This is a genomic window from Bacteroides sp. AM41-16, from assembly GCF_003603495.1.
Classification (GTDB): domain Bacteria; phylum Bacteroidota; class Bacteroidia; order Bacteroidales; family Bacteroidaceae; genus Bacteroides; species Bacteroides uniformis.
In genome coordinates this window covers 132,655-156,071 of the sequence record NZ_QTNE01000006.1, presented here as the reverse complement: position 1 = coordinate 156,071, position 23,417 = coordinate 132,655, and the positions used below count along the sequence as shown (strand labels likewise).

The window sequence follows — 23,417 nt, the reverse complement described above, 5'->3', positions numbered from 1 at the left end:
AATAGTAAGTATGGGAATGGAAGACGATTTTTTGCAGAATGATGTCGATGATGAAAAGACCATCGAGTACATCAAGAATTATTTGCCGCAGGAGTTGAAAGAGAAGTTCTCTGACGACGAGTTCTATTATTTTCTCGATTTGATTGACGAGTACTATTCCGAGAGCGGCATCCTTGATGCACAGCCGGATGCGGATGGGTACATCGAGATTGATTTGGGGAAAATCGTGGACTATATTGTCAAGGAAGCCCATAAGGATGAGATGGGTGACTATGATCCGGAAGAAATCCTTTTCATCGTACAAGGTGAGATGGAATATACGGAATCTTTGGACGAAGAATAGTCTGTATCAAAAGTATAGGAAAATCGCGGATGAGCATGGCTTCATCCGCGATTTTTTGTTTTTATGTGACCGGTGGCGTATTCAGAAAAAAGAAGATGGACGTGCCGATGAGAATGACACCCAATACACCGTAGAACAGGCGAGCTTGTCGCCGCCCTACATTTTGTACGATAAACTGGGTGTTTCGGGCAGTAAAGAACCAGTTCCAGTCCAATATAGCTGCCAGCAAGGCGATGATGCCTGCGACGGCGAAAATCCCTTGAACGATGTATTGGCTCATCAGAAATAAGAATTAAGAATTAAAAATTAAAGCGGGGGAAAAGCATGCCTTATTCAAAGCTCTCTAACGTGACTTCCCGCTCTCCGTTCTCCACTTCTTCGATGGTGACCTTGATGGTGTTGCCCGGCAAGAGTTCCTCTACCAGCTCCGGCCATTCTATGAAGCAGAGGGCGCCGCTGTAGAAGTAATCTTCGTAACCCATGTCATACACTTCTTCCAGTTTCTTGATGCGGTAGAAGTCGAAATGGTAAATCAGTTCGCCGGCAGTGTCGGAACGGTATTCGTTGACAATGGCGAAGGTAGGGGAGGTGATGACGTCGGAAACGCCCAACTCCTCGCAAACGGCTTTGATGAAAGTTGTCTTGCCCGCCCCCATTTTTCCGTAAAGAGCGAAGACGGTATTATCACCCATTTCAGCGATGAACTGGCGGGCGGCTTCGTGAATCTGGTCTAATGACTGAATTTTGATTTCCATTGTGTCTTTTGATTTAGCGTTGCAAATATAGCCAAAAACTTTTTCCTGTCTTGCAAATGGCATAGATAATGATGGAAAAGAATATGATGGATGCACCCGAGGGGACATTCAAGTAGAAAGAAATCATCAGCCCGCCCAGGCAACTGAGGTAACCGATGCCGATGGAAAGCCAGATGATGCGGTGGAACCGGTGCGAGAACAAGTTGGCGGTCATCTGCGGAACGGTGAGCAGCGAAATGACCAGCACGATGCCCACCATGCGCAGGCATGCCACGATGGTCAGCGCAATGAACATCATCAGTACATATTCGAATACCTGCACCGGAATACCTTGCGAGCGGGCAAACTCCCGGTCGAAGGCTACGTAGATGATGGGATGGAGATACAGCGCGAAAAACAGTATCAGCAGCAGGGCAAGCCCTCCCAATAGAGCGATGTCGCTCCAGGTAATCGTGAGAATGTTGCCGAAGAGATAGGCGGACAAGTCGGGTGCGAATCCCGGCGAGAGGAAAGTGAACATGATGCCCAGTGCCATGCCCAATGTCCAGAATACGGCAATGGCGGAGTCTTCCCGCATGTCCTTCCGTTTGCTGAGCCACTCTACACCGAAAGCGGACAAGACTGCAAACAAGGCTGCCGACAGAATGGGGGAAATGCCGGTATACAATCCCAGGCCGATACCGCCAAAAGATGCATGCGTCAATCCGCCGCTGATGAACACTAGTCTCCGGGTAACGATGTACGTGCCTATCAGCCCGCAAGCAATGCTTGCCAGCAAACTGCCGATGAGGGCATGTTGGAAAAAAGTGTATTGCAGTAGCTCCATTTATTCAATTAAAAATTAAGAATTAAAAATTAAAAGTTGGATGTGGAGTGTTAGGAATGGGGGGTGAGACGGCGTTCGCCGATGATGAGGAACACTTCATCCTTGATGTTGTCCGGCAAGGCTATGCCACGCAGTTGCAGGCTGCGCACCCATCCGGCTACGTCCGTGTCTTGCATGGTGTAGAACACGTCGCGGAACTCGTCTTCCTGCTCGGGAGTATAGGCATCGGGAGCGGTGCCGATGTATTTGTCCAGTTCTTCGTCATCGTAATATTCTATTTGCTTGCTGACGGCTGCCAGCAGGCTGTCACGTTCGCAGATTTCATGCTGTCCGCAGCACTCGGCATCCACTTCCTGCACTTCGGGCATGGCGTCCAGTTCGCCGCGGTCTATCTTCTTCTGCAGTTTCCGGTTGCGTATAATTCCGGCTGTGGCTGCCACGAGGGCAAGGGCAATCAGGCTAATAATCAATATCCACATGGGCTTCCTTTTCTTGAAAAACATGTTCCATTAATAGAACGGACAAAGATACATATTGTTTTGTACACGACAAAATAATGCTTCAGATTGCAGGTAGGTAGATTACTTCCACCCGACGCAGGCATTACTTGCTTGGAACGTAGTGTAAAACTACTTTGGATACATCCTAATCTTAGAATGTATCCTTTATTTCTAAGAATAAAGGTTATATTCTTAAGAATAAAGGCTGTATTTCTAAGAATAAAAGCTTTATTCTAAGATTGCATTGCATTTTGGCAGACTTTAAATCCCGCCTTTTGCAAGTCTTCCCAGTAAGCAGGGTAAGATTTGGTAACGACCTGTGGTTCATCTATCTGTATTTGGGGCAGTACAAGGCAGGCGGGGGCAAATGCCATGGCCATACGGTGGTCTTCGTAGGTGGCGATGACGGGGTCAGCGTCTGCCGGGCAGCGTTCGCCATCCCACAACAAGATGCTGTCTTGCTCGGAGCGCACGACGTAACCCAGTTTACGCAGTTCCGTAATGAGGGCGGTGATACGGTCGGTCTCCTTTATTTTAAGGCTTTGCAGTCCGGTGAAGCGGAAAGGGATGTCCATCAGGCAGCAGGTGACGACAAAGGTCTGCGCCAGGTCCGGGATGTCCACCATGTCTTCGTCGAGACGGGTGGCGGGAGTACCCTTCCGGGTCAGTTTTACTCCCCGGTCTGTATATTCGGTATGGACGCCGAGGCGGGTAAAGACTTCCGCGCCGCGGCTGTCGCCTTGATAGCTGTGGGCGAAGAGACCGAGCAGTTCGATTTCTGCCGTGTGCGCTTCTTCCTTCGTGCTGTCTTCACTTTCTTTTGCGCTACTTCTGTCTCCCCCTTTTATTTTTTCATTTTTAATTCCTTCTATTGCCATCATCTGATACCAGTAAGAGGCGGCGCTCCAATCGCTTTCTACGGTGAAAGGGGTATCCGTGTATCCGCCGGGGCTGACGGTGATGCAATCTTCGGAGACCCAGTCGGCTTGGGCGCCGAAGTCGCGCATCAGTTGCAGGGTCAGGTTGATGTAGGGGCGGGAGATGATGTCACCCGTCAAGTGCAGGCGCAGGCCTTTGGGAAGGACGGTACCAATCATCAGCAGGGCGGATATGTATTGTGAGCTGACATTGCCGGCGAGGGATATTTCGCTGCCGGTCAGTTCTGTTCCGGTGATGCGCAAGGGAGGGAACCCTTCATTTCCGACGTATTCTATGCGGGCGCCGAGCTCTCGCAGGGCGTCTACCAGTATGCGGATGGGGCGTTGCTGCATGCGTTGCGTACCGGTGATGATTCGGGTGCCAGGAGTTACGCTGAGGTAGGCGGTGAGGAAACGCATGGCGGTGCCGGCGGCAAGGATATCTATATGTCCGGGATTTCCGTCGAGGGCGCGAGTCATCACTATGGTGTCGTCACAATCGCTCAGATTGCGGGGCAGGATATTGCCGTGGGCAAGGGAGTGGAGGATGAGTGCCCGGTTACTGATACTTTTGGATGCCGGGAGCTGTATGGCTGCGTGCAGTGAGGCAGGAGCGGAAACGGTATATCGCATGGTCGTATTTGTTAAGTTACGGTGGTAAGGAGTTTTTTTATTGTCACTGCAAAAGTAGGATAAATCTTTGGGAAATGGAAAAAAGGAAACTTGTTTCTGTGGTTTCAATCTTTCGTTTATCTTTGCGGAGGTAAGTCCTGCTATCGGGACGGATAGATATAATTAAGCATCATTCTTATGGAAATAGATTTAACCACCCCCGCCTTGCTGTTTTCGGCCATATCGCTGATTATGCTGGCCTATACCAACCGTTTCTTGTCCTATGCCCAACTGGTGCGCACCTTGAAGGAACAGTACATGGAGAACCCGTCTTCGGTGAAGGCGGCGCAGATTGCCAACCTGAGGAAGCGGCTCTACCTGACGCGTGCCATGCAGGTGGCGGGCATCGGCAGCCTGCTGCTGTGCGTGGTCAGCATGTTCTTTGTCTATATCCGTCTCCATCTGCTTTCGGCCTATATCTTCGGTTTGGCGCTGATATTGCTGATTATTTCGCTGGCCATATCGGTGTACGAAATATATATATCGGTGAAGTCTTTGGAGATACATCTCAACGATATGCACGAGTAGAGGCTCTACGGGATGATGTTCCGTACGGGGAGTTCCAGTTCTCCCCAGTCAATCATGGCATTGAACAGCCTGACAGTAGAGAATGAAGGCAAGTCTTCCGGTCTGATATCTTTTTCCTGCAAGATTCCTTCTTCCAGCAAGGCTGCCCGTTTGGTCCCTTTCAGCAGGGGATGTGCCGGCGTGTACCAGTGGGTACCGTCGGAAAGGGCGATGTTGGCGATGGAGGTGTCTGTCAGCAGGCCTTGTTTCACAATCAGAATGTCGTCGCATGCGCCGCGCAGGGCAAAGAGGCAGTTCAGCGGTTCGCGTCCGGCGCTTTTGTAGGTGTAGTCGATGGTATCGGCCTGCATCAGTGCCAGCGAATGCACGTGCCGCACGGCGTAGGGGGAGTAGCTGAGGTCTTCAATACCTTTTTCACCATACACTACGCGTGCCTTGACGATGCCCGCCCCGGTGATGCCTGCTCCACAGCCGGGAGACGACAGATAATAGGACAGTTGCAGCGGTGTGCTTTCCGGCCAGAAGTGGGCGCGGGTATCGTTCAGCCTCCGGTTGTGGCGGGAAAGGTTGCAGACCCTTCCGTGGTCGATGCGTATGGTTTCAATAAATAGGCACATATATTTTCTGTATTACTTCGTTGTATTCGCTTTCCCACCGGCTTTTGGCGGTGATGCCGCCTCCTGCCTTGAAGTGGAGCTGGCCGTTTTCCTGCTCGATGAAGCGTATCATGACAGCGCTGTCCAGCTGTCCGTCGGCATAATGCCCCATGATGCCGGTGTAGAAGCCCCGGCGGTAGTCTTCGGCCTGGGCGATGATTTCTACGGTTTTGGGCTTGGGGGCGCCGGTGATGGAGCCGGCAGGAAGCAGGCGGAAGATGATGTCGCCCAGGTGTGCGGTGTAGTCTTCGGGCAGGGTGCCGCATATCTCGGAGCTGGTCTGGAGGATGGGGCCCTTATTGGTTTGCAGGCGGTCTATATATCGGTAGGAGGTCACTTCGACGTGTTCCGAAACCATGCTGAGGTCGTTGCGTATCAGGTCGACGATGGTGGCGTGCTCGGCTGCCTCTTTGGTGTCCTGCATCAAGAGCTGTTCCGCATCGGGCAGGGTAGCGTCGATGGTGCCTTTCATGGGGAAGGACTTTATCTTGCCCTTCTCTATGCGGACAAAGATTTCGGGGGAGAAGCAGACGAACCGGTCTTTCAGCCACAGCTTGTACAAGGCTTCGGAGTGGAGGAATATTTCTTCCAGTGTCAGATTGGTGGTGACGGGTACCCGGCAAGTGAGGTTCGTCAGGTAGCTGTTGCCTGCCAGCAGGTTTTGCTTCACGAGGTCGAACGAATGTCTGTATGCGGCGGGGGAAGGGGGAGTGATGTCCCACTGGATAGGGCCGGCGCATCGGGCGGCTGTGCTTCTGGCAAGGGCTGTTGCAGCCGTCTCCGTGTTGCCTGCCTTCGGGAATTGGAAAAGGCAGGTGGCGGGGTCTATCCGGTCGAGGGGCTCAATGTGCGACTGCTCTTGCGCGTAGTCTACGATGAAGAGGAAGGGCACATTGGCTCCGGCCAGTGCGTTCATGCGGGCGATGGTTTCTGTCCGGCTGTACGTCTTCATGCGTCAATAGACTGCGGAGGCTATCACCTGGATTATCAGAATGAGGAACACCATGGCAATGGGATATACCGTGGCATAGGCCACGCTCGGTATGTTGCTGTCCGTCATGGAGTCGGCGGCGGCAAGGCCGGGCGTACTGGTCATGCCGCCGGTGATGGTGCCCAGCAGGTCGAGAATGTTTATCTTGAACACGAACAGGCCTACGCATACTGCCACCAGCATGGGCACCAGCGTGATGGCGGCGCCTACGCCGAACAAGAGCCAGCCGCTTTCCTGGAACGTGGCCATCAGATTCCGTCCTGCCGATGTCCCTACTTCGGCAAGGAAGAGCAGCAGTCCCAGCTGGCGCAGCAGTTGGTTGGCAGGGCCGGACATGGACCACAGAATGGGGCCGGTCTTTCCGATGGCGCTCAGGAACAAGGCGACCATCAGGATGCCTCCCGTCAGTCCCGGAGAGAACGACAGACTGTCCGAGAAGGAGATGTTGAGCTTGCCGAAGAGCACGCCCAGCACGATGCCCAGGGCGATGGGGAAGAAGTCGGTGTCGGACAGTTGCTTGGTGTCGTTGCCCAGCAGGCGTGCCACTCCCTTGATGCCGTCCTTCTCGCCCACCACCATCAGCTTGTCGCCGAATTTCAGGGCGAGGTCGGGCGAGGGGGAGAGGTCGATGCCGCTTCGGCGGATACGGGTGACGGTGCAGCCGAAGTTCTTCATCAGGTTGAGGTCGCCCAGCTGCTTGTTTATCATATCTTTCTTGGTGAGCAGCAGGGATTCAATCTCCTGCATGTCTACGAGTGGCAGTTCGCCTTCTTCGCGTTCGCCCACGAGGACGGCGAGCTGGTTTAAGGCCTCTTCGCTACCCACGGCTTGTATGTAGTCTCCCTCGTGCAGGATGGTCTGGGCGGTGGGGATGGCTATCTGCTCGTTGTGCTTGTGGCGTGAGATGACGGCTCCGGTCATGGCGCGCGCATTGATTTGCATCAGGCTCCGGTCGAAGACGGCGGGGTTGGTTACGCGGAACAGACAGGTTGTCAGTTCCGGGAACTGGCTGCGGCGTTCCTTCTCCAACCGGCGCGCCTCCTTGTCGAGGTCGATGCGCATGATACGGGGCAGCAGCTTAACGAAGAGAATCACGCCGATAACGCCGAAAGGATAGGCAATACCGTAAGCGATGGATGCCAGTGGGGAATGGGTGCTGTCAATGGCAACGGCGAGTCCCGGCGTACTGGTCAGGGCACCGGCTATCAGTCCCACGACACTGGGAGTATCGATGTCGAAGGCATATTTCAGTCCTACTGCCGTCAGGGCGGCGGAGCAGATGATGAGCAGGGTGATGATGATAAGCGTCTTGCCCTTGCTCCGGAAGGAGTCGAAAAATCCGGGACCGGCCTGGATGCCGATGGTGAAGATGAAGAGCACCAGTCCGAAGTTTCCTAATTCTTTGGGGATGATGACACCGAAGTGTCCGAACAGCAGGGCAATGAAGATGACGGCGGAGACGTCGAGCGAAAGCCCTTTAATCTTGATTCTTCCCAACATGAAGCCTAAAGCCACAATGAGAAAGAGCGCGAAATAGGAGGAGTTTAACAAGTCAGCAAACATAATCAGTTAAAGAGTTAGGAATTTATGTCACAAAGATAGTGCAAAAAAGTGAGATAGAAAAAGTCTTGCTTCCTTGTGGCATATAAAAAAAGATGATGTGCCATCAACCGTTTTGACACATCATCTTAATATATATATCGGCCTATATGACCGGTATTCCTGCGTGGGGCAGGGCGGTACTTATTTTTCGAGTTCCTTCAGCAGTTCCTCTACGGCAGCTTTCAGCTGTGTGTCTTCTCCCTTCACGATGGTCTCGGGTGAATTGGCTACTTTGATGTCCGGCTCCAGCTGCGAGTTCTCCAGATAGCTGCCGTCCGACAGGCGGTAGCCCACGACGGGGATGCCGAATACCAATGACGGGTCTTGCAGGCGTTCCCACGACACGCTGGTCATGGTTCCCGGCACGGGCATGCCTACCAGCTTGCCCAGTCCGCGGTGGCTGTAAACCCACGGCGTGCCGTGCGCATTGGAGTAGTTGGCCTCGCACATCACCATGATGGAGGGTTTGTTCCAGCGGCGGCTGGGCATGTCGCACGCCTCGCGGCCGCGCACCACTTGGGTGAAGTATTTCTGTCCGCTGAAAAGTATCTCTATATCCTCGTGCAAGCGTCCGCCGCCATTGAAACGGGTGTCGATGACGATGCCTTCGCGGTTGTTGTATTTTCCCAGGATGTCCGAGTAGACGGAACGGAAACTGTCGTCTCCCATAGACTCGATGTGCACGTAACCCAATCGGCCACCCGACCACCGGTCAACGTCTGCCGCACGCTGCTTCACCCAGCGGCTGTAGAGCAAATCGCTGAACGCACCGTTCGTAATGGGGATAATGACCTCTTCCCAGTGCTCCTTGGTCTGCGGGTCGAAGAGAGAAACAAGTGTTTTCTTCCGTGCCTTGTTGTTGAGCAGCGTGTAGTAGTCTGCATCGGGGGTGATTTCCACGCCGTCTATCTTCTCGATGACTGTGCCGGCTTTCACCCGGGTGTTGGCTGTGTCGAAGGGGCCTTTCTCCACTACTTCGGCAATGAGCATGCCCCGGCCCGTGTAGTTCCAGTCGAAGAACAGTCCCAGGCTGGCAGTAGGTTCGGATTGCCCTTTGGGATAGAAACGGCCGCCGGTGTGAGATACGTTCAGCTCGCCCAGCCATTCGCTCAGCAGTTCGGCAAAGTCATAATTGTTGTTGATATGGGGCAGGAAGCGGCGATAGGCGGCGGTCATCTTGTCCCAGTCCACTCCGTGCATATTGGTATTGTAGAATCGCTTCTGCTGTTGGCGGTACACGTGGTCGAACATGTATTCGCGCTCCGCAGCCAGGTCCATCTTGGCATCTACCTGGAAGGTGATGGGGGTCAGCGCGTCGGATGAAGTGTCCATTTTCTGCATCTTGCGGCTGCCCAGCAGGAAGAGGCTTTTGCCGTCCTTGTCCAGCTGCATGTCCGCCCATCCGGCATCCATCTTGTGCAGCAGGCGGGTCTCTTTCTTGCGCAGATTCATCTTCCAGAGGTCGTAGCCGCCTTCGAAGGCTGCCAGGTAGTAGAGTGTCTCGCCATCCTTGGAGATGATGGTGCTGCCCATGTCGGAAGAATTCGGGGTGAGGCGCACCACACGGTCTTCGATGCCTTTCAGCTCTACGACGATGTCTTTCGGCTGGTCATCTTTTTCGTCAGCATTGCTGTCTTTCTTGTCGTCTTTCTTCTTTTTATCCTTGTTTTTGTCTTGGGGGGTGTCTTTTCCGGCAGACTTCTTTTGTTCCTTCTCCAGCTCCTTGCGCAGTTCGTAGTCTTCTTTGCTCAGGCAGTATTTGTCGTAGGCGTCTTGGTTGAGGAAGACGAGCATGGCGTCGTTCAGCGAGCCCCATGAGGCATGGGCACGCATGCCGTAGCGTTCGGTGGTGAAAAGGATGGCGTTGCCGTCCAGCGCAAAGTGGGGATAGCCGCTCATGTAGCCGCTATTGGTGAGGTTGATGATGTCTTTGCCTCCCTCTGCGCTGACCAGGCCGATGTCGGAGTAGGGGTCGTGCTTGTTACCCGTGAACTCAAGTGTAAACCATTTACCGTCCGGCGACCATGCGTAGTCAAATCCTCCGCCGGTGCTGTACCAGGTGGAGCCGTCCGTAATCTGGCGCACCTTCTTCGTCTCCAGATTGAGCACCATCAGCCGGATGCGGTCTTCGATAAAGGCGAGTTCCTTGCCGTCGGGCGAGAATTGCGGATAGGCACGTTCCACGGTGGTGGAGGGCAGCAGCACTTCTTCTTCAATCAGCGTGGCGTTCGGGAAGTTAGGGTCTTCCTTGCGGGCTATCTTGGCAAGGTAGAGCTGCCAGTTGCCGCCTCGCTCGCTGGCGTAGGCCAGGGTGCGGTTGTCCGTCGCAAAGGAGAGGCCCGCTTCGCGTGCCGGTGTGTGCGTCACCTGCTTGGTAGTGGCATAGTCTGCCGAAGTGACAAAGACTTCTCCGCGCAGCGTGAAGGCAATCTGTTTTCCGTCCGGGGACACAACGGCAGAGGTGGCTCCGTCGGAAGACTGCAGGTTGGCGAATTGCGGCCGGTCATCGCGCACCAGTTCTATGGCGACTTTCTTCGGGGTGGCATCCGGCTGCTGGGTATAGATTTCGCCGTCGTAACTGTAGCACAACGTCCCGCCGTCACTCATGGAGAGGAAGCGCACGGGATGTGTCTTGAAGCTGGTGATGGGCTTCACCTCTCGGGGCTGTGCCAGCGGGAAGGCATACACGTTGAATGAGCCGCCGTTTCTCTCACTCAGAAAGTAAACCGTTCTTCCATCGGGTGACAACACCGGGTTGCGGTCTTCGCCCGCGCGGTCGGTGAGGTTGGTATGGGTACCCGTCTTTGCATCATACAGCCAGATGTCGCGGGTGATGGAGGAGATGTGATGCTTTCTCCATTCATCTTCAAATCCCTTGCGGTCTTGGTAGAGGAACTGATGGCCCGCCTTGTCGAAGCAGACCGCTTCGGCAGGGGTGCCCAGCACTTGCTCCGTACGCCCTCCCGTTGCAGGTACTTTGTAAAGCTCGGTCATGGCCGAAGTGGGGAAAAGAGCGCTGCTTGCCGGGTCCTGGATGGAGGCGGAAAACAAGATATACTTTCCGTCCGGAGTGAATGTGGAGGGTATCTCACCGGTGGAGTGGGTAGTGAGCCGTTGGGCGGTTCCGCCGTCTGCCGGCATCACGAATACGTCGAAGTTGCCGTATCTGTCGCTGGCAAAGGCTATTTGTTTGCCGTCCGGCGACCATATGGGGGTACATTCGTAGCTCTCTTGGGTAGTAAGCTGTGTGGCGGTTCCACCTTTGGCGGGCACCTTGTAGATGTCTCCTTTGTAGCAGAATGCGATTTCCGTACCGTCGGGAGAGATTTGCACATCGCGCATCCAGAGCGGCGTGGCGGCATGTCCGGCAATGGCAGTAAGGCCTAGTGCAAGGATTGCAAGGGTTTTCTTCATAAGTGTGTGGGTTGATGTTAATTATAGAATGTTTATAAACGTCATGATGCTGTCCACAAGGCAAGGAGCGAGGTACGTCATTTCATACCTCGTGCCTTGTATATCTGTTCTTTGGCATTGTTGATGCTTTGGAACTTCTCTTCTGCGGCTTTCTTGATGTCTTCGCCCAGCGTTGCCACCCGGTCGGGATGGTGTTTCAAGGCTAGGCGGCGGTAAGCGGCACGCACTTCGTCATTGGTGGCAGTGGGTTCAATTTCAAGTACTTTGTAGGCCTCGTTCAGTGAGCTACCGCCTAGGTTAAGCATGGATTCCACTTCCTTGACGGATAGTCCCATGTACATGGCCACTTCTTTCAAGGCTTCTATCTCCTCGTTGCAGACGTGTCCGTCGCTTTTGGCAATTTCTACCAAGAATACCAGCAGTTGCAAGCGTTCCTCGTATGTCAGGTTGGCGGCAATCTGCGTTCCACAGTCACGGATGGTGTTTTTAAATGCCAGTGGGTTTTGTCTGTCCATCTGCTTGCGCTGTTCGAAGAGGTTGAGCAGTATCCGTTCTCCCTCGCCCACGGCAGCCTCACCGAATGTGCTTCTCAGAAAGCGGCGGACGAATTCCATTTCACTATGCATGATGCGCCCGTCTGCACGGATAATGTACGAAGCCATCACGAGCATGGAGAAGAGGAAACTGTTCCGTTGCCCGGTATAGGTAGTGCCGTGCGTTGGTTCTTCTCCATAATAACTGCCTGCGTCACTTGAATCGGTGTCGAACAGTGAACCGAATACAAAACCTGCCAAGGCTCCCAGCGGTCCTCCGGCCATGAAGCCGATGATGCCGCCTATCCATTTAGCTGCTCCCATAATTTTTCTTGTTTAAAGTGCAAAAATAGAGATTTCTTACGAGAATTCCAGTAAAAGTGGATGAAGTATTGGGAGATGGGGGAAGATATTGCATTGGCAGACGGAGTGCTCGAAGAAGAAAAAGATATTATCAATTAGTCGGCAGATGTATTGAATATTCCCGAACGCACTGCTATTCCGATTCGGTGTAACCATCCTTCTGTACCATTAGCGTTGCCCGGCATGTCGATATCTGCATCATCAGGGCGTCCTGGTGTCGTAATATCCTCCGCATCAAGGTCTTCGGGAAGTGTTTCCGGAATATGTCTTGAAGTGGATGTTACCTTGTAAATTTTCTGCATGGACTCGTTCAGATAGGTAGTAGCCCCGTAGGTAAAGAAAGGAATGATTACCTTGTCTTTCAGGTCGTATGCTTCGAGGAATGTACAGACTACCATTGCGGGTTGATGCCACCAGCAAGGCGAACCGACGAAAATTGTATCATATTTCGCCAATGCCTCTTTATCAAGCAGATTCGCTACTCCAGGGCGCAGGTCATTATAGGCTTCATGCTGAATGCGGTCGCTGTCATCGTAAGGATTTGCAGCATACGGTTCGGCAGCCTCAATGCGATGGATATCTGCGCCTGTAAGTTTCACGATACGTTCGGCAATGGCCTGGGTGTGTCCTTCGGCAGAAAAGTAGAGCACAAGCATATTGCCGTTTCCGGATGGAGTATCGGGAGTGTCGTCGGTGGTAGAGCATGCTGCCATTGTCGTTAGAGAGAGGAGCAAGAGCGGAATAAGAAGTAACTTTTTCATATTCGAGTTGTTTTTAGATATTTATTGATTAGTGTATTCTTCATCGCTTACAGGTTCATACCACTGTGTAGCACCCAAATGAACTTTTGTATTGATAGCTATATGCGTGAATCCGCTGTCGGGAGCCGCTCCGTGCCAATGCACCACATCTGCCGGAATAGCGACTACATCGCCGGGATTCAACACTTGTATAGGCTTCCCCTTTTCCTGATAGTAACCTTTTCCGGCGGTGGCAATCAGAATCTGTCCGCCCGGATGCGAATGCCAGCTGTTTCGGGCTTTCGGCTCGAATATCACGTCGGAGACTACCACATCGAATGTTTCACTGTCGGTCATCAGCCGTTGGAGGTATGCCGTTCCGTTGAAATTGCTGCCCTCGATGGCATCTCCTTGGGGAAAGAGAGAGGCTGATGCTTTTGGGGGTGTTTCAATCTTGTTTTCCGGTTTCGGACTGCAAGCACCAAGTGTTGCAGCCAGTAGAAATAAGTAAGTCATCTTTTTCATCTTGAAGAGTTATTTTAAATGTTGTTTAAAGAAAGAGTCCAGTTTGGGAAGCGTGATTTTCAGATATTTCGGCTGGTCGTATAAATCCACGTGCGTAGCTCCGGGTACGACAAACAGTTCTTTCGGTTCGGCGGCTTTCGCGTATGCGTCCTCAGAAAAATATTTCGATACTGCATTTTCTCCCACTATGAAAAGCATAGGACGTGGCGATATAGTCTCGATTTGCGCAAAGGGGAAGAAGTTCATCATCGGTGCGAGGCTCGTGTAGGAGTAATAGCCCGTAGAGTTGGGATGCTGACCGCGTTGTGGATTGTCGTAATAATCGAGGAAGTCGATGGCAAACTTCGGTGTGTTCTCATCCACTTTTTCGGGCAGGGCACGGATATCCTTGCGTACAGCCCCACCATATTCCATCGTACGCTGGCGGCCGATTTCATCAAGGATAGCCATACGCTGTTCGTAAGTCTGCGAGTCGCCTACACCCTGACGGCGGGCGCGGCCCATGTCGTACATACTGATGGTGGCAAGTGCCTTGATGCGATGGTCTATCTGCGTAGCACTGACAGAGTAGCAGCCTCCGCCACAGATGCCGATTACTCCTATCTTATCAGCATAGACAGCCGGATGGTTCGTGAGGAAATCGACTGCCGCACTGAAGTCTTCTACCCGCACTTCGGGCGATTCCATACGACGCGGATAACCGCCACTCTCGCCATAATAGGACGCATCGAAGGCTAATGCCACATAGCCGAGTTCCGCCAACTTACGGGCATGGAGTCCCGAAGTCTGTTCTTTGACGCCACCAAAGGGATGACCGACGATGATGGCGGCATATTTCTTTGTGGCATCATAGTCTGCAGGGAAATAGAGGTCGCCAACTATATCAATCAAAAAACGGTTGTGGAATGTCACTTTCTGTTTCTTCACGTCATTCTCCACTGCTACAATCGGGGTTTCCGGTTTGATAGTCAACCCTTTGCTTTGCAATAATTCGTTCAATACTTGTTTGCCATTATCGGCTTCGCTACGTCCGATATTCTTTTCAATGATAGCCAGCACACCGCGTAATTCGTCCGGTGTTACGCCTACATTCAGCGCAATACCCATGTGCCCTTTCAGCATCGGTTCCACGCCTTTGCCCAAAGAAGCTATTATGGCAACGGTTGCCAGTTCCCGTTCGGCATAGGTCAGCACGTCCCGCTCGAAAAGCTCGGCAAAGAGATGTTCTTTAAGGAATACTTCGATTTCCGGGGCCAGGACGGCATAGTTGGCTTTCGGCGCATCTGCCGGGGTGCCCGAAATCTCTGCAAGAATGTCACGTCCGCGTTCGTATTTGCTGCGGGTATCGGTTATCGGTGACGCTTCGCGCCCCTGGTTGTCTCTGATGCCTTTTGCCTTACGCTCGTCAAGTACCGCAACCAATGTTTGCAGTCCGCGCAGGGCACGCGGAAAACCACAATAGGCGTAGGAATGGACCATAACTTCTTTAAGCTCGCTGACGGTGATACCGCTATTCAGTCCACCGATAAGGACTGTTCTTAATTGGTCGAGGTGCCCCATGCTTGTAAGGGCTGCGACCTCTGCGATGTATTGTCGTTTACTGTTCATGGTTTGTTCTGCTCTCGGTGTTTGCGAAGCTGCGATGCCGCATCCAAAGACAAGTCCGAGTAGCGTTGTCATAATTCTCATTTTTAGTTTCATAATCTTTATTATTATGTATCAAGTTTTACTTGCTGCAAAATTAGGCTGGATTTTCCACTTCGACCGGTCATGAATTACGGTTTAAAGGATAATTTTTACTGATTGGAGAGATAACCTGAAGATATTTTCTACATTTGCATAGAAACCACTGAAATAGACTGTTATGGAGAAGGTTATGCAACTGAAAACGATAAAGGAGTACAATGACTATATGGGTGTGGAAACAAGGCATCCTCTGGTCAGTGTCATAGAGGGAAGCCGTATGCCGCACCCCGTACCCCATGCACGCAAGCACGTGGGGATGTATGTGATTTTTCTGAAAGAACTACGATGTACGGACGATTTGACCTACGGTCGTCGCTCTTACGATTTTCAGGAGAACACGCTGGTGTTTATCGCTCCGGGGCAAGTATTCGGGCATGAAGCCGACGGGTCGACTTTTACCGGTTCCGGATGGTGTCTGTTGTTCCATCCCGACCTGCTACGCGGTACGCCGCTCGGTCGGCATATGCAGGATTATACGTTTTTCTCATACGCCGCTAACGAAGCATTGCATCTATCCAAACAAGAGCAACAGACCATCATTGATTGTTTGACAAAGATTGACGAGGAAACATACAACCAGGCAGACCGTCACACTAACCTGATTATCGCTTCTGCCATCGAGCTGCTGCTCAACTATTGCATTCGTTTCTATGATAGACAGTTTACTACCCGTAAAAAGGAGAACAAGGGCATGCTCGGCTCTTTTGAAGCATTGCTGAACGACTATTTCGTATCGGATAAACCCGCTGAGCGGGGTACGCTGACTGTGGCTTATTGTGCAGACCAACTGAACCTGTCTGCAAATTATTTCGGAGACTTGATTAAAAAGGAGACAGGTGTTTCTGCGCAAGAATATATATTAACCAAAATAATGGATAGGGCAAAAGAGTTGCTTACTGACCCCGCTAAATCTGTCGGTGACGTTGCTTATGCCTTAGGATATCAATATCCACAGTATTTCAGCAAGGCTTTCAAAAGAGTTGTAGGATGTTCTCCGAATGAATATCGGACATTGAGTTAATGTAAAAAAATAAGGAGCTAAGTTTTAGACTTAACTCCTCAATGCTCAACAGTCGGGATGACAAGATTCGAACTTGCGACCACACGCCCCCCAGACGCGTACTCTACCGGGCTGAGCTACATCCCGAATTGCGGGTGCAAATGTACGGCTTTATTTTAAAATAGCAAATATTTATAGTGTTTTTTTTATTGAATGAACTTATAATTTGCAGTTTCAAGGCTTTCGGTCAACGTGTCCTGCTCTCTTTTTACTTGTATGCCTGCTTCGCAAGGCAATGGCTTTGAGCGGGCAGGCATACTTTGAATGAAGTTATTGCAGGTTTAGGCTGTTTCTTACGGAAGTGATAGCCGGACTTTCGGGCGTTACGGATTTCCGGGTACAATAATCGAATTCCGCAGATTTTTCGCCGCTAAATGATTTCCACTTCAGTTTCAATTTAACGGTCTTGCCTTCTGTATCAGGCAGGGCATCCAACTTGAAAGCAACCAGTCCGTCCGCATACCTGCCGTAAATGTCGCCCTTGGCATTGTGGCGGAATTCTACTTCATACGGGTTTTCCGGATTCTCGCTCAGCAGCAGATTGACAAAGTGCTTTGTTTGATAGTCTCCTTGCTGAGTTCTAAAGCGAAGGGTCAGATAACCGTCTTCTGCGATGGTTACCCAATCGTTCACTATTTCCACCGGGTCGGTGCCGTATACGGTATCGTTCTCTTCACCCAAATCCGGGGCGATGGGTTTGGTAAGGATACTGTCTATCCAGTTTATATGTACAGCTTGGGTGTAGATATCGCTGGGCTCGTCCACTTCCTTGTAGTTTACTAAAGCGCGGACTTCCTTCTCGCCGTAGGGAGATTTCGTCATGTTGGTAGGCAGCAGAGTGGTCTTGTCATCCAATTGCAGAAAGACTGTCTGGTCTGCATCGGTCTTTACCGTTACCAGGGCATTGGGGAATCTCATGGCATAATTATCATCGTCGTCCAGGCACGATTGGAGGCTTAAGGAGCTGATGGTTGCAATAGCGATTAAAATTTTCTTGTTAAAGATTGACTTCATTTTCATAGTGTACTCTTTTAAATTAAACATTTGGAATAGGTCTTGCTTTTATAGAAATAGCATATTTGCGAAAACCCTGCATGCAGCATTGTTAATTAATGATAAGAGCCGGAGTAAGCTGGTGCGGAATATTATTCCCCGATACATGAAAGATATTTGTATATCAGGTGGAATATGATTACCTTTGCTGTATGAGATGCACATCTCGCGTGTGTTGAGATGTATGTCTCGAACTGCATGAGATGTGCATCTCGTGCATGTTGGGGAATAGCTGTCCGGCCGTATGGAAACTGGCTTTCTGTTTAGGGGAAGTAACCTTCGGGTGGGGTGTCAGCAGTCTGGTTGCAGTAAGAAACATTATGTTCATTGTGAAAAGAGTATGAGTATAGTCTATTTGGTTCGAAAGAAGGTTTTCCGCACGGCAGAAGGGGTGAAGCAACTCTATTATGCTGTGCAGCGTGTGTTACAGCGGCGTGGAGGTGTGACGGCAGAGCTGCTGGCGCAGCGTATGGCATCCAGAAAAGGGATGAGTTCGGGAGACGTGCAGAGTGTATTGATAGATTTGCCGAAGTTTATAGAGGAAGCGCTGATGGAGGGAGAGTCGGTGACCATTAAGGGGCTGGGTTCCTTCCATGTGGCGGTGACGAGTGACGGGTTTGAGCATCCCGACGATGTGATGCCGGGCAAGGTACGCTTATCCCGTGTCTATTTTCGTCCGGATAAGTCGCTGGTGGCGAGGCTGAACAGCGGGATGGATTTCTACCGTTATCCGCTTAGCCGATATTTCCCTCACGATATGTTGCGACCGGAAACGCTGCGAAAGGAGCGGGCCGAGGGAAAGACGGGAATTCCGGATGAAGACCCAGTTGGGATGGAAAATGATACGGAGGACTTTTCGGGGGAGGAGTGAGCGATGAATGTGGAAGAATTCAGAGAATACTGTCTCTCCTTGCCGGGAGTAAGCGAGAAGATGCCTTTTCCTAATGTGGCCGACAGATACAGCCGCGATGTGCTTTGCTTTTATGTGGGCGACAAGTGGTTCTGCTTTGTCAATATCGAAGTGTTCGACTTCTGCTGCATCAAGTGCCGCCCGGAGGAATCAACGGAGCTGCGGGCAAGGTACGAGGGGGTGAAGCCGGGGTGGCACATGAACAAGAAGTATTGGAACAGTGTGTATTTTAATCAGGATGTACCGGACAGCATTATCCGAGAACTGGTGGCACGCTCCTATCGGCTGGTTGTGGAGAGCCTGCCGAAGAGGGAGCGGGAGCGTTATACCCCCATGCACTCCCTATAAAAGTCGAACATTTCGAAGATAGTCTCCTTGTCTGCCGTCTGGTTGAGACAGATGTCACCCACTTCTTTCAATAGGGTGAAGTTGATGACTCCGGCAGTATTCTTCTTGTCATGCTTCATCAGTTCGTACAGCTGGTGGTACTGTTTGCAGTTGAAGGTGAAGCTGCCATAATTCTCTTTGACGAATTGGATGGTCTGGCGCATCTTGTCCTTCGGGAATCCGGTCTTTATATAAGAAAGGTAGAGTTCGCAGACCAGCCCCCATGCCACTGCATAGCCGTGCAGCACCGGACGCCTTTCGGCAAGGGCAAGGCTTTCGAAGGCGTGTCCTACGGTGTGCCCCAGGTTCAGGGCTTTGCGGATGCCATGTTCCTGCGGGTCTTCTTCTACGATGTGTTCCTTTACCTGCACGGAACGTCCTACCATGGACTTCAGTAAGGCATAATCTATCTTTTCCGTATCGAATGACAGCAGTTCTGCCAGATGTTCCGGGGTACTGATGAGGCCGTGCTTCAACATCTCCGCATAGCCGGAGAAGAAGTTATGGGCATCGAGGCTGCGCAGGAATTCGGTTTCCAGCAGCACGCAGGCGGCAGGAGCAAAAACACCGATTTCATTCTTCAGACCGTTGAAGTTGATGCCCGTCTTGCCTCCCACGGAAGCGTCGACCATGGCGAGCAGCGTAGTGGGAACGTTGATGTAGGCGATGCCCCGCTTGAAGGTGGAAGCGGCAAAACCGCCAAGGTCGGTCACCATGCCACCGCCCAGATTGATGAGCAGGGAGTGGCGGCTGGCCCCTTTCTCGCTCAGGGCTTGCCATACGGCAGCCAGCGTTTCCAGATTCTTGTGCACATCTTCTGCCCCGATAATAATCTCTTCCGCTTCTTCCAGGGTGGGGATACCGTTCAGATGCGGGCGGCAGAGGCGGTGGGTATGCTCGTCGGTAAGGATGAAAAGCTTGTCATGGGGACACTTCTCTATGGCATGCGTCAGGCTGTTTGCCAGTCCTTCGCAAAGGATTACTTCTTGTTTACTCATCTTGTTAATTACAAATTACGAATTACCAATTACTGATGTTACGGATTATGAAGGAAAGGGAGCCTTCTTCATTATATTGTGGCACAAAGATAGCTCTTTTGGCAATAAAACGTTATCTTTGTCCCGTGAAATTCTATGGGTGGCAAGGCGTTTCCGTCATCTGTCTCCTGCTATTTGTAATTTGTAATTGATTGATAGAAATGAGAGCATTACTTCCCGTTTATTGCCGTCCGCTGGGTTATTTCATCATAGCTCTGGCGTTGTTCCTTCCTTTCATATTCCTATTGTGGGGAAAAGTGACAGATGCCAACTTGCTGTTTTACAAGGAATGCTCCAAACTCCTGATGATGATGGGGGCACTGATGATAATCTTTGCCTTGACGAAGAACGAGAATAAGGAGATAGAGCAGGTGCGCAACAAGGCCACGCGCAATGCCATCTTTCTGACCGTTCTTTTTATCTTCGGCGGTATGCTCTACCGGGTGGCGCAGGGTGACCTCCTTTCGGTCGATTCTTCTTCTTTTCTCATATTTCTTATATTGAATGTGCTTTGCTTGGAATTTGGTATAAAGAAAGCGACAGTTGATAGATTATTTAAGCGGAATGGTCGATAAATAAAGCAAATCGTCATGTGGGGCATTAAACCTTTTGCCCGGAAGTCTGTCAAATGAAACAGTGAATAAAAGGCATTGCTCATTTAGAATAGACAAAGAATAGACACATGAAGAAAATTATCACGGGGATGGCGTTGCTGTTGGTAACAACGCTGTCTGCATTTTCACAGACCAAAAACATTACGGTATCGGGCCGTGTCGTGGAGGACACCAAGGAGCCTGCGATACAAGCTACCGTGCAGTTGCTTTTGTTGCCAGACAGTGTTCAGGCATCGGGTACGGCCACTACGGCACAAGGTTATTTCACTCTTCCCAAAGTCAGTGCGGGTAAATACGTGCTGAAGGTTTCCTACATCGGATTCAAGAGCCAGTACATCCCTTTACACCTTTATGCTACGACAACTGCCAAGAACGTGGGTACACTGACACTGGAAACGGATGCGGTGATGCTGGCCGAGGCTGTGGTTACGGCAGAAGCGCCGCAAGTGCAGGTGGTGGAAGATACACTGGTATATACCTCATCTGCCTATCGTACCCCCGAGGGAGCCATGCTCGAGGAGTTGGTGAAGAAGCTGCCCGGTGCGGAGATTGACGACGAGGGTAATGTGAAAATCAACGGTAAGGACTTGTCGAAGATTATGGTCGACGGCAAGGAGTTCTTCGGTGGAGACGTAAAGACCGGTTTGAAGAACCTGCCGGTAGATATGATAGAGAAGCTGAAAACCTACGATAAGAAGTCCGATTTGGCACGTATCACCGGTATTGACGACGGTGAGGAGGAGACGGTGCTCGACCTGACCGTAAAGAAAGGCATGAACCAGGGTTGGTTCGGTAATGCCGACGTGGCCGGAGGGACGGAAGACCGCTATATGGGCCGCTTTATGCTGAACCGCTTCGTGGACAAAACCCAGGTGTCGGTAGTGGGTTCTGCCAATAACGTGAACGACCAGGGCTTTTCGGGCGGTGGCGGTCCTCCGCGCTGGCGCAGGAACAACGGACTTACTGCAACGAAAATGCTGGGTGTGAATTTCGCTACCCAAACCGATAAGCTGGAACTGGGCGGTAGTGCACGCTACAACTATCAGGATGGGGATATTGCAAGTATCGGTTCTACCGAGGACTTTCTGCCGGACAGCAACTCTTACTCCAACTCGAACAGCAGGCAACGTAACAAAGCCAAGAATTTCAATGCCGATTTCCGTATGGAGTGGAAGCCGGACTCGATGACGAATATCATTTTCCGTCCCAACTTCTCGTACGGCAAAACGGACAATCTCTCCAATTCTGAGAGCGGTACGTTCAGTTCCGACCCTTACAGTCTGGTGAGTGACCCCAATAACTGGCTGAATCTGGAGAAGATTCTTAATCCGGACGATGACCCGTTGAGGAGTATCCGTATAAATGCTATCAACAGCGGTTCGCTGAGCGACAACAAGAGTGTGTCTACGGATGCAACCTTGCAGTTGAACAGAAAGCTGAATGACAAAGGACGCAATGTCACGTTCCGTGGAAGATTCGGTTATACCAATAATGACAACAACCAGTATACGGAGTCGGAAACACATTACTTCCAGTTACTGAATGCTTTGGGAGGAGACTCCATCTTGGTTCGTAACCAGTACATCACTACTCCTACCAAGAACTACAATTACAGTGCACAGCTGACTTACAGCGAACCGATAGCCCGCGCCACTTTCTTGCAATTCAGCTATCAGTTCCAGTACAAGTATAGCGAGAGCGACAAGACGACGTATGATTTGCAGGGCTTTCCGGATTGGGGATTGTCAACCCAGCTTCCCACGGGATATGAAGAGCATGCGGTGGATAGTCTGGGTAAGTATGCGGAATACCGCTACTACAACCACGATGCATCCGTGTCTTTGCGCTTTATCCGCGAGAAGTATCAGTTGAGCGCAGGTATGTCGTTCCAGCCGCAGCATTCTGTATTGTCCTATAAGCGCGGCGACTATATGATTGATACCACCCGCAATGTGTTCAACTTCGCTCCGAACCTGGACTTGCGCATCCGTTTCTCCAAGGTGAGCCAGCTGCGTATGACATACCGCGGGCGTAGCAGCCAACCGAGTATGGAGAATCTGTTGCCGATTGTGGACAACTCCAATCCGCAGAATGTGCGTATCGGTAATCCGGGCTTGAAGCCTTCCTTCACGCACAACATGCGATTCTTCTATAATACGTATAATGCCGAAAAGCAGCGCGGTATTATGTCGCACGTCAACTTCTCGGCAACGCAGAATAGCATCAGCAATAGCCGTGTGTACAATTCGGAGACTGGTGGATGGACTACAACTCCGAAGAATATCAACGGTAATTGGAATGCGTTCGGCATGTTTGGCTTCAATACGGCACTGCCCAATAAGAAGTATACCATCAACTCCTTCTCCAATGCCAACTATCAGAACAATGTGGCTTATCTGACGTCCGGTAAGGGAGCAGATGCCGTGGAACGGAAGAATACAACCACCAACCTGACGCTGGGCGAACGTCTGAATGCCGCCTATCGTAATGACTGGTTTGAATTCGGCTTGAACGGAAGCATCTCCTATTCAATAGAGAAGGATAAACTGACGCCTGACAATAATCAGGAGCCCTATACCTTCTCCTACGGTGCCAATACGCAGATTTCCATGCCGTGGAACATGACGCTCTCTACCAACATTGCCAACCAGAGCCGTCGAGGATATACGGACAGCAGTATGAACCGTAACGAGCTTATCTGGAATGCACAGTTGTCGCAGACTTTCCTGAAAGGGAATGCCACCGTCAGCTTCGAGATGTACGACATTCTGAAGAAGCAGAGTAACATCAGCCGTTCGCTGACTGCAAGCGGCCGCTCGGTGTACGAATATAACGGCGTGAACAGCTATTGCATGCTTCACTTCATCTATCGTCTGAATATTTTCGGCAGCAAGGCCGCCCGCGATAAGATGCAGGGCAGACGCGGCTTCGGCGGTCCGGGCTTCGGTCCGGGTCATGGTCCTGGCGGTTTCGGAGGACGCAGGCCGTTCTAAAGCGGAGGGGATCACCCCCCTAAGCAGCTTGTCATTCTGATACACTCTCAATTCTGTGGCAGGTTTCTTTTTGATTATTTTTCAGACGCGGATGACGCAGATAAGAATATTAAAAATCTGCGTCATCCGCGTCAAAGCGATAGCAAGTATAAGTTTTCAGACAAGTTGGGGGAAGAGGGACTTTTATGTTAATCTCTGTAATCTTCGGTGAAAGTTTCTGTGTTTTTCCTACATTTGTTTCACACTTAATTG

General features: G+C 51.2%; 22 protein-coding genes and 1 tRNA gene. 7 read left to right on the top strand and 16 right to left on the bottom strand.

Going from position 1 to position 23,417, the window contains the following annotated elements; all coding sequences use genetic code 11:
* Nucleotides 1-10: 10 nt before the first annotated feature.
* Nucleotides 11-343: a hypothetical protein gene (locus DW896_RS07825; RefSeq protein ID WP_005824189.1), complete on the top strand. Its 333-nt coding sequence runs from the start codon at nucleotides 11-13 to the stop codon at nucleotides 341-343.
* 61 nt (nucleotides 344-404) lie between these two features.
* Here DW896_RS07825 and DW896_RS07820 read toward each other — a convergent pair whose 3' ends face one another.
* The 5 genes from DW896_RS07820 to DW896_RS07800 all read right to left on the bottom strand — a co-directional run bounded on the left by DW896_RS07820 (nucleotide 405) and on the right by DW896_RS07800 (nucleotide 3,974).
* Nucleotides 405-623, bottom strand: a complete 219-nt coding sequence (locus DW896_RS07820; protein WP_005835118.1) for an immunity 17 family protein — start codon at nucleotides 621-623, stop codon at nucleotides 405-407.
* A 49-nt stretch (nucleotides 624-672) separates the two neighbouring features.
* On the bottom strand, nucleotides 673-1,098 hold the full coding sequence (gene tsaE, locus DW896_RS07815) for a tRNA (adenosine(37)-N6)-threonylcarbamoyltransferase complex ATPase subunit type 1 TsaE (RefSeq protein WP_016274159.1): 426 nt from the start codon (nucleotides 1,096-1,098) through the stop codon (nucleotides 673-675).
* Between the two features lie 13 nt (nucleotides 1,099-1,111).
* On the bottom strand, nucleotides 1,112-1,924 hold the full coding sequence (locus DW896_RS07810; protein WP_016274158.1) for a metal ABC transporter permease: 813 nt from the start codon (nucleotides 1,922-1,924) through the stop codon (nucleotides 1,112-1,114).
* Nucleotides 1,925-1,974: 50 nt separating this feature from the next.
* On the bottom strand, nucleotides 1,975-2,403 hold the full coding sequence (locus DW896_RS07805; protein ID WP_035450311.1) for a hypothetical protein: 429 nt from the start codon (nucleotides 2,401-2,403) through the stop codon (nucleotides 1,975-1,977).
* 254 nt (nucleotides 2,404-2,657) lie between these two features.
* Nucleotides 2,658-3,974: a 3-phosphoshikimate 1-carboxyvinyltransferase gene (locus DW896_RS07800; protein WP_022402297.1), complete on the bottom strand. Its 1,317-nt coding sequence runs from the start codon at nucleotides 3,972-3,974 to the stop codon at nucleotides 2,658-2,660.
* A gap of 177 nt (nucleotides 3,975-4,151) precedes the next feature.
* Here DW896_RS07800 and DW896_RS07795 point away from each other — a divergent pair, with 177 nt between their 5' ends.
* On the top strand, nucleotides 4,152-4,541 hold the full coding sequence (locus tag DW896_RS07795; protein ID WP_005824170.1) for a DUF2721 domain-containing protein: 390 nt from the start codon (nucleotides 4,152-4,154) through the stop codon (nucleotides 4,539-4,541).
* Between the two features lie 5 nt (nucleotides 4,542-4,546).
* Here DW896_RS07795 and DW896_RS07790 read toward each other — a convergent pair whose 3' ends face one another.
* The 8 genes from DW896_RS07790 to DW896_RS07755 all read right to left on the bottom strand — a co-directional run bounded on the left by DW896_RS07790 (nucleotide 4,547) and on the right by DW896_RS07755 (nucleotide 15,066).
* The gene (locus DW896_RS07790) at nucleotides 4,547-5,158 is read right to left on the bottom strand and encodes an aminotransferase class IV family protein (RefSeq protein WP_117681229.1); all 612 of its coding nucleotides are present in this window, start codon (nucleotides 5,156-5,158) and stop codon (nucleotides 4,547-4,549) included.
* A complete protein-coding gene (locus DW896_RS07785; protein WP_005824166.1) occupies nucleotides 5,142-6,149 on the bottom strand; it encodes an aminodeoxychorismate synthase component I in 1,008 nt (335 codons plus the stop codon). Before DW896_RS07785 ends, DW896_RS07790 begins: the two co-directional genes overlap by 17 nt.
* Before the next feature lie 3 nt (nucleotides 6,150-6,152).
* Nucleotides 6,153-7,751: an aspartate:alanine exchanger family transporter gene (locus DW896_RS07780; protein WP_005824164.1), complete on the bottom strand. Its 1,599-nt coding sequence runs from the start codon at nucleotides 7,749-7,751 to the stop codon at nucleotides 6,153-6,155.
* A 180-nt stretch (nucleotides 7,752-7,931) separates the two neighbouring features.
* The gene (locus tag DW896_RS07775; RefSeq protein ID WP_119993097.1) at nucleotides 7,932-11,204 is read right to left on the bottom strand and encodes a S41 family peptidase; all 3,273 of its coding nucleotides are present in this window, start codon (nucleotides 11,202-11,204) and stop codon (nucleotides 7,932-7,934) included.
* A gap of 77 nt (nucleotides 11,205-11,281) precedes the next feature.
* Nucleotides 11,282-12,061: a DnaJ domain-containing protein gene (locus tag DW896_RS07770; protein ID WP_005824158.1), complete on the bottom strand. Its 780-nt coding sequence runs from the start codon at nucleotides 12,059-12,061 to the stop codon at nucleotides 11,282-11,284.
* Between the two features lie 134 nt (nucleotides 12,062-12,195).
* Nucleotides 12,196-12,861, bottom strand: a complete 666-nt coding sequence (locus DW896_RS07765; RefSeq protein WP_005835129.1) for a flavodoxin — start codon at nucleotides 12,859-12,861, stop codon at nucleotides 12,196-12,198.
* Nucleotides 12,862-12,882: 21 nt separating this feature from the next.
* A complete protein-coding gene (locus DW896_RS07760; protein WP_005835130.1) occupies nucleotides 12,883-13,365 on the bottom strand; it encodes a cupin domain-containing protein in 483 nt (160 codons plus the stop codon).
* Between the two features lie 9 nt (nucleotides 13,366-13,374).
* Nucleotides 13,375-15,066, bottom strand: coding sequence for a carboxymuconolactone decarboxylase family protein (locus tag DW896_RS07755; protein WP_117887478.1), 1,692 nt, complete (start codon nucleotides 15,064-15,066; stop codon nucleotides 13,375-13,377).
* Between the two features lie 163 nt (nucleotides 15,067-15,229).
* On the opposite strand from DW896_RS07755, the gene DW896_RS07750 reads away from it, so the two are divergent.
* Nucleotides 15,230-16,132 (top strand): AraC family transcriptional regulator, encoded by a 903-nt coding sequence (locus tag DW896_RS07750; RefSeq protein WP_005835132.1) that lies wholly within the window; start codon nucleotides 15,230-15,232, stop codon nucleotides 16,130-16,132.
* 52 nt (nucleotides 16,133-16,184) lie between these two features.
* Here DW896_RS07750 and DW896_RS07745 read toward each other — a convergent pair.
* Nucleotides 16,185-16,258 (bottom strand) — tRNA-Pro (locus DW896_RS07745).
* A 183-nt stretch (nucleotides 16,259-16,441) separates the two neighbouring features.
* Nucleotides 16,442-17,191, bottom strand: a complete 750-nt coding sequence (locus tag DW896_RS07740) for a NigD-like protein (protein WP_008665687.1) — start codon at nucleotides 17,189-17,191, stop codon at nucleotides 16,442-16,444.
* A 373-nt stretch (nucleotides 17,192-17,564) separates the two neighbouring features.
* Between DW896_RS07740 and DW896_RS07735 the strand changes: the two genes are divergently transcribed.
* Entirely contained in the window at nucleotides 17,565-18,095 is a 531-nt protein-coding gene (locus DW896_RS07735; protein ID WP_008665685.1) for an HU family DNA-binding protein, read from the top strand.
* 3 nt (nucleotides 18,096-18,098) lie between these two features.
* Nucleotides 18,099-18,482: an MmcQ/YjbR family DNA-binding protein gene (locus DW896_RS07730; protein WP_005824086.1), complete on the top strand. Its 384-nt coding sequence runs from the start codon at nucleotides 18,099-18,101 to the stop codon at nucleotides 18,480-18,482.
* Here the strand turns inward: DW896_RS07730 and aroB are convergent.
* Nucleotides 18,458-19,519, bottom strand: a complete 1,062-nt coding sequence (aroB, locus tag DW896_RS07725) for a 3-dehydroquinate synthase (protein WP_098032353.1) — start codon at nucleotides 19,517-19,519, stop codon at nucleotides 18,458-18,460. The two genes, DW896_RS07730 and aroB, sit on opposite strands and share 25 nt — an antisense overlap.
* Nucleotides 19,520-19,719: 200 nt before the next feature.
* On the opposite strand from aroB, the gene DW896_RS07720 reads away from it, so the two are divergent.
* Both DW896_RS07720 and DW896_RS07715 read left to right on the top strand, forming a co-directional pair.
* Nucleotides 19,720-20,133: a hypothetical protein gene (locus DW896_RS07720; protein WP_009037184.1), complete on the top strand. Its 414-nt coding sequence runs from the start codon at nucleotides 19,720-19,722 to the stop codon at nucleotides 20,131-20,133.
* A 107-nt stretch (nucleotides 20,134-20,240) separates the two neighbouring features.
* The gene (locus DW896_RS07715; RefSeq protein WP_098032352.1) at nucleotides 20,241-23,165 is read left to right on the top strand and encodes a TonB-dependent receptor; all 2,925 of its coding nucleotides are present in this window, start codon (nucleotides 20,241-20,243) and stop codon (nucleotides 23,163-23,165) included.
* Nucleotides 23,166-23,417 lie beyond the last annotated feature (252 nt).

Coding starts and splice junctions, on each gene's coding strand:
- DW896_RS07825 (WP_005824189.1), top strand. CDS start 11: ATGGGAATGGAAGACGATTTTTTGCAGAATGATGTCGATGATGAAAAG.
- DW896_RS07820 (WP_005835118.1), bottom strand. CDS start 623: ATGAGCCAATACATCGTTCAAGGGATTTTCGCCGTCGCAGGCATCATC.
- tsaE (WP_016274159.1), bottom strand. CDS start 1,098: ATGGAAATCAAAATTCAGTCATTAGACCAGATTCACGAAGCCGCCCGC.
- DW896_RS07810 (WP_016274158.1), bottom strand. CDS start 1,924: ATGGAGCTACTGCAATACACTTTTTTCCAACATGCCCTCATCGGCAGT.
- DW896_RS07805 (WP_035450311.1), bottom strand. CDS start 2,403: ATGTGGATATTGATTATTAGCCTGATTGCCCTTGCCCTCGTGGCAGCC.
- DW896_RS07800 (WP_022402297.1), bottom strand. CDS start 3,974: ATGCGATATACCGTTTCCGCTCCTGCCTCACTGCACGCAGCCATACAG.
- DW896_RS07795 (WP_005824170.1), top strand. CDS start 4,152: ATGGAAATAGATTTAACCACCCCCGCCTTGCTGTTTTCGGCCATATCG.
- DW896_RS07790 (WP_117681229.1), bottom strand. CDS start 5,158: ATGTGCCTATTTATTGAAACCATACGCATCGACCACGGAAGGGTCTGC.
- DW896_RS07785 (WP_005824166.1), bottom strand. CDS start 6,149: ATGAAGACGTACAGCCGGACAGAAACCATCGCCCGCATGAACGCACTG.
- DW896_RS07780 (WP_005824164.1), bottom strand. CDS start 7,751: ATGTTTGCTGACTTGTTAAACTCCTCCTATTTCGCGCTCTTTCTCATT.
- DW896_RS07775 (WP_119993097.1), bottom strand. CDS start 11,204: ATGAAGAAAACCCTTGCAATCCTTGCACTAGGCCTTACTGCCATTGCC.
- DW896_RS07770 (WP_005824158.1), bottom strand. CDS start 12,061: ATGGGAGCAGCTAAATGGATAGGCGGCATCATCGGCTTCATGGCCGGA.
- DW896_RS07765 (WP_005835129.1), bottom strand. CDS start 12,861: ATGAAAAAGTTACTTCTTATTCCGCTCTTGCTCCTCTCTCTAACGACA.
- DW896_RS07760 (WP_005835130.1), bottom strand. CDS start 13,365: ATGAAAAAGATGACTTACTTATTTCTACTGGCTGCAACACTTGGTGCT.
- DW896_RS07755 (WP_117887478.1), bottom strand. CDS start 15,066: ATGAAACTAAAAATGAGAATTATGACAACGCTACTCGGACTTGTCTTT.
- DW896_RS07750 (WP_005835132.1), top strand. CDS start 15,230: ATGGAGAAGGTTATGCAACTGAAAACGATAAAGGAGTACAATGACTAT.
- DW896_RS07740 (WP_008665687.1), bottom strand. CDS start 17,191: ATGAAAATGAAGTCAATCTTTAACAAGAAAATTTTAATCGCTATTGCA.
- DW896_RS07735 (WP_008665685.1), top strand. CDS start 17,565: ATGAGTATAGTCTATTTGGTTCGAAAGAAGGTTTTCCGCACGGCAGAA.
- DW896_RS07730 (WP_005824086.1), top strand. CDS start 18,099: ATGAATGTGGAAGAATTCAGAGAATACTGTCTCTCCTTGCCGGGAGTA.
- aroB (WP_098032353.1), bottom strand. CDS start 19,519: ATGAGTAAACAAGAAGTAATCCTTTGCGAAGGACTGGCAAACAGCCTG.
- DW896_RS07720 (WP_009037184.1), top strand. CDS start 19,720: ATGAGAGCATTACTTCCCGTTTATTGCCGTCCGCTGGGTTATTTCATC.
- DW896_RS07715 (WP_098032352.1), top strand. CDS start 20,241: ATGAAGAAAATTATCACGGGGATGGCGTTGCTGTTGGTAACAACGCTG.